The sequence below is a fragment of the Candidatus Cyanaurora vandensis genome, from assembly GCF_013285555.1.
Classification (GTDB): domain Bacteria; phylum Cyanobacteriota; class Cyanobacteriia; order Gloeobacterales; family Anthocerotibacteraceae; genus Cyanaurora; species Cyanaurora vandensis.
The window spans coordinates 1-5,021 of the sequence record NZ_JAAXLT010000122.1 but is presented as its reverse complement, the minus strand read 5'-3'; the positions used below and the strand labels follow the sequence as shown (position 1 = coordinate 5,021).

Here is a 5,021-nt window from a genome sequence, read left to right as displayed (position 1 = left end):
GCTTGAAGTCTATGGCCCGTTTGTAGTCATTCTCCCGGCCCGGCACACCATTGATAACCTCAGGAGAGTCAGTGAAATTGAACCTAGTGATGACAAGAGGACCACTGCCGACATTGCGGAGCGTGACTTTTTTCGCCGCCCGGACTTCTTTTTTGACGGTACTAAAAACAATCCGCTGGGGAACAAGCTTTTCATCCGGCGTTGTTATCTGAAGTTCGCCACTGCCGGCCTGGGCCAAAACTGCTTGAAAACTGAGGGTGAGTCCCAACAAAGCTAATGTACAACGAACCATGTGCACCTTCCCAAATGATCTCTGTGTTTTAATTTTCCGTGCCCCTGCATCAACATAAATAAACAGCCTAGAAATTACAACCGGGGAAAAGTTGTAATTTCAGGCTACCTCTCAGCTAAGCAACTTATGTATAAGTTCCTAGGCTAGCTTACTCAGCTTTGACCACGGGCGGGACGATGTAGACGCGATAACGCTCGAGGACACTGACGAGTTCGTCTTGGACTGAGAGCGTCCCGGCAGAGGGACCGGTGCCGTTGACCTTGCCGTTTTTATAGGGCAAGAATTCCTCAGCGGTGGTCGTCGTCCAGATCCCCAGACTGGTGAAGGCATTGGTCGGTGTATCATCATTACGGTTATCCAGTACATAAAAACCGTAGTCCTGCAGTGCTTCTAAGAGACGAAACGCGGGTAAGGACAGGGGCCGGCCCTCCACCGTGACCTGGGTTAAGTCCAAGTCGGGATCGAGCTGGACCACCCCGCCGTAGGGGACGAGTCCGTAATTGATATTGTCAATGTTACCGTCTATCCCCAGGGCCGGGTAGACCATTGCCTTCCAGTTGATCCCCATTGGGCCACTCAGAGCATGGGGAATCGGGTTGACTGGGTCCGTGGCTTCGCCCTCACGCAGGACCATTGCCAAGTTCGGAATTTTCGCGGCGTCCGTTCCGCCGCCTTGGTCGCCGAGCGTACCCAGCTCACTCCAGCCCGCCCAGTCACAGTCAAAATCTACGCCGTTGTTGGCAAGCCGGGTGTGATAACAGGTAACGACGGTGTCATCACTGCCATCAATGAAGCTCAGGTGTTTATCACTACCGCCTACCGGGATCTCGTCTTCAGCATCGGGACTGACATGGCGGGTATAGGTGGTGACCGGGTTGTTACGTTGGGTGACTTCGCGTTCTGGGTCCTTCTTGTCGGCAATCGTATAACCCTGATGGGTGTTGGAGCCGCCCTCGGTGGCTAGCGAGACATAACTGATGTAGGCCGTGGGCAGTTCAACCCGGGGACCCCTAGGAATTTTTTGGTAGAAGGGTGCGTCTTCGGAGTAGGGCTGGCGATAATCGCCGTCGAGGGGCTGGGGCGTATCTTTGGACCACTTGTCAGGCCGATATTGCCCCTGCTCAGAACCCGGTAGCGAAAGGTCAATGCCAAAATCGCGGTACATGGCAATGATGTCTTTACGCTTATCCCCAAAGCCCTCCACCAACGTCAATCCTAAGGTTTTAGTAGCGTCAAAAATCGTACCCACACTCTTTGTATTTGCCGTCTCATGCGGTCCGTAGGGACTGAGTTTGGAACTAAAAGCGGTCGCTCCGGTCGTCCCGACCACCGTGAACTCAGCCGTAGCCGAGAAAACATCTCCCCCCGCACTGGGATAACCCGTAGCCGTGAGGGTATGGACCCCCTTTCTAAGGGACAGGCTGTCGTACCCCTTGGCCGAATTCTCATTGCCGTTATCTCCCCCCAAGAAGTAGGGCGCATGGTTCTCGGTCCAGGCATACTCACCATCAATTTCAAAGACCACTTTAGTAACTGTCACTGAGGGGACGGCCTGGACGAAGAGCTCCCCGGTGACGACTTGACCCGCCGTGAGTCCCTGCCAACCCATGGCGGCTTTGACAAATCGCAGCGAGTTATTACAAACATAGCCATTGTTGTCGTAGACCTCCGCCCGGATGGTATGGCTACCCCCAGACAACTCAGCGGTCTCATAGCCGTTGGGCACACCATCTTGCTCCCCTTCTAACGTGTAGGGCGCGCCTTTTTCCGTGTTGACATACTCGTCATCCACATAAAATTCCACCCGGTCCACCGGCCCAGAAGCGGACTCCTGAACAAAAATAGTCCCACTGACAATCTCGTTAGCCTCTAATCCCGTCAAGCCCTGACAAGCCACTGTGGCAGCCTGTACGCCCGTCGTACCCAACCAACCCAGCAATGCATAGACGGTCAAGTGCCAAGATTTGAACATTAAGGTGAACTCCTTGCTACTCAAAACTCCCGTCATTAAACTAGGTGAGTTTTTAGCGTTCTGTGTAGTTCGCTACGGTTATTAAGCTAGGGCTAAACTACAATTCGTGATTGCTTGTAATTGTCTAGTTTAAATTATGTAATTTTTTGCGATTAAACACGTAATTTGTAGTTATTAATTTTTATGAAGGAGAGCTGATTTGAGGCTTTTGACAATTGATCTCCCCAAATCATTGTGGTAACACCAGAACAGTCTCTATTCGTATTGAGGCGACTCAAGTAAAGCGAGTCCGGGATAAACCCCGGACTCGCCTCAGTCTGATTAACGTTTCACAAGCGGTGGCACGACAAACAATTTGTTGCTATTCAAAACACTTTTCAATTCATCTTGGACGGAGAGAACGCCTGCTGAAGTCCCAGTGCCGTGGTTTTTGGCGTTCCCAAAAGGAGAGAACTCCGACGCATTGATCGTTGTCCAAATCCCCAGCCCAGTCTCCCCATCGGTCGGCACACTGTCAGGGCGGTTATCAATGACATAGTAACCATAGTCCTGAATGGCTTTGAGGAGCCGGAGGGCCGGTAGGGTCAGGGGCCGACCGTTTACCGTTATCTGGGTTAGGTCCAAGTTGGGGTCGAGCTGGATGACCCCGCCGTAGGGGACTAGGCCGTAGTTGAGATTATCAATACTGCCATCCATCCCTAGACCTGGGTAGACGATAGCCTTCCAGTTGATTCCCATCGGGCCGCTCAGGGCATGGGGGATGGGACGGGTCGGGTGGGTTGCCTCCCCTTCGCGCAGGACCATCGCCAAATTGGGGATATCGGTGGCATTGGTCCCACCACCTTGGTCACCAAGCGTCCCAAGCTCGCTCCAGCCCGCCCAATCACAGTCGAAGTCTACGCCATTGCTGTTGAGTCGGGTGTGGTAGCAGGTAACGACGGTGTTATCAGTGCTGTCAATAAAGCTCAGGTGTTTATCACTACCGCCCACAGGAATCTCGCTTTTAGCATTGGCGGCGACACGACGGGTGTAGGTCGTGACGGGATTATTGACTTGCTTGACTTTACGGAAGGGGTCGCTCCCCTTACCAATCGTGTAGCCCTGTTGAGTGTTGGAGCCGTCTTCGGTGGCGAGGGTGACGTAGTTGACATAACCCCTGGGTAATTCGACACGGGGGTTGGCGGGGATTTTGTGGTAAAAAGGCGCGTCAATCGAATAGGGCTGGAGATAGTTGCCGCTGAGGGGTTGGGGGGTAATATCGGCCCAATTTTCAGGCTGGATTTTCCGCAATTCACTACCAGGTAGGGAGATATCAATCCCGACGTTCCGATACATCGTGACAATCGCTCGACGTTTCTCGGCGAAACCAGCATAGAGCGGTAGTCCGGGCGTAGTGGTGGCATTCAAGATGGTCTCCACGCTCTTACTGCTTGCGGTTTCATGACGCGCATAAGGAGACAGGGCTGCACTAAAGTCACTCGTACTGCTGCCGGTGTTGAAGGAAATTGTGCTACTGAACGTGCTGCCCCCCGCGCTGGGATAACCCGTCACCGTCAATTTGTGGTCGCCAGAACTCAAGGTGTCGGTGTTGTAGCCGAAGGGTGTCCCATTATTGTCACCGCCCAGAAAGTAGGGCACAGTACCCTCAGTCCAGACCGTCGCGCCATCAATGGCAAAGACCATCTTAGTCACTGGGACGGTCGGGATGGCTTGGACATAAATCTTCCCTGTCACCTGTTGCCCGTCTTGAAGTCCGCTCCAAGTCGCTGTGGCGGTGACAAACGTGGCGGTATTGGTACAGGCGACGGTAGAACTGCTGGAGTAGACCTTAGCTTCAATCCGGTGGGTTCCGTAGGCCAGTGCGCTCGTGTCATACCCGAAGGGACCGTTTATGTCGTCGCCCCCCAGGTAGTAAGGCTTCCCCTCCTGCTCATTCTCAAAAACGCCATCCACAAAAAAATCAACATGGTGGGGTTGTCCGGTTACAGTCTCTTGGACAAAGATCAGATCACCCACGATCTGACCCGAGGTAATCCCCGTCAAGCCCGTACACGTGAGGGCTGCTGCCCTGACCCCCTGAGTTAGGACCGCAACCAAAAACACCAAGCTGAAAAGGTAAGAACATTGCTTCAAACGACCTAACATCCCCAAACCCCTGCTTTATCGAGAACTTACCTAAAATACACATAAAATAGAGTAATTAACGTAGGCCAGGATACATGGCACCCCCTAGGGTTCCTCTAGCAAAGACGGCGTGGTTTCAAAATACGGGTTAATTAATAGCGCCTATCTTGACACTCCCCACGGCTAAAGCCGGGGGATTCTTGCTTCCACGAGAGAACTTGCTCATCAGGGGTCCGGTACCGGACCCCTAGAGTTACCTCCTGATGCGTAGCGGTATGGCCTCCGGTCACGGAGGCCTATCGCCTCGACCCAAGCGTTACTTGACCTATGTCCTACGGTACTTCTGCCTTTAACCAAGATATTTAGAGCTGCGTTAATGTCTCTATCCAATACACACCCACAGGAACAAGTATGCGTGCGGGTACTAAGAGACTTCTTAACAATAACGCCACAGCTAGAACACCCTTGGGATGTGTATTGTGGAGCCACAGCAACTACTGTTCTCTTAAATACCTTCGCAAAGTACTCTAGCCCAGTGGTGAACTGTGACCAGCCTGCATCAGAAATACGCTTAGCTAGATGATGATTCTTCACCATGTTTTTCACTTGCAACTTTTCATACACCACCAAGTC

Annotated in this window: 3 protein-coding genes and 1 pseudogene; all 4 read right to left on the bottom strand. The window is 52.6% G+C overall.

Going from position 1 to position 5,021, the window contains the following annotated elements; translation table 11 throughout:
* Nucleotides 1-292: pseudogene (locus tag HFM78_RS08620) on the bottom strand (hypothetical protein); the annotation flags it as partial.
* Between the two features lie 148 nt (nucleotides 293-440).
* Nucleotides 441-2,264: an Ig-like domain-containing protein gene (locus tag HFM78_RS08615; protein WP_287129029.1), complete on the bottom strand. Its 1,824-nt coding sequence runs from the start codon at nucleotides 2,262-2,264 to the stop codon at nucleotides 441-443.
* 321 nt (nucleotides 2,265-2,585) lie between these two features.
* Nucleotides 2,586-4,409, bottom strand: a complete 1,824-nt coding sequence (locus tag HFM78_RS08610) for a hypothetical protein (RefSeq protein ID WP_287129028.1) — start codon at nucleotides 4,407-4,409, stop codon at nucleotides 2,586-2,588.
* Between the two features lie 204 nt (nucleotides 4,410-4,613).
* Nucleotides 4,614-5,021: RNA-guided endonuclease InsQ/TnpB family protein (locus HFM78_RS16250; RefSeq protein WP_396034963.1), on the bottom strand; the 408-nt coding region annotated here is incomplete at its 5' end.

What these genes read in the sequence shown, in the direction of transcription:
- HFM78_RS08610 (WP_287129028.1), bottom strand. Translation starts at nt 4,409, where the DNA reads ATGTTAGGTCGTTTGAAGCAATGTTCTTACCTTTTCAGCTTGGTGTTT.
- HFM78_RS08615 (WP_287129029.1), bottom strand. Translation starts at nt 2,264, where the DNA reads ATGTTCAAATCTTGGCACTTGACCGTCTATGCATTGCTGGGTTGGTTG.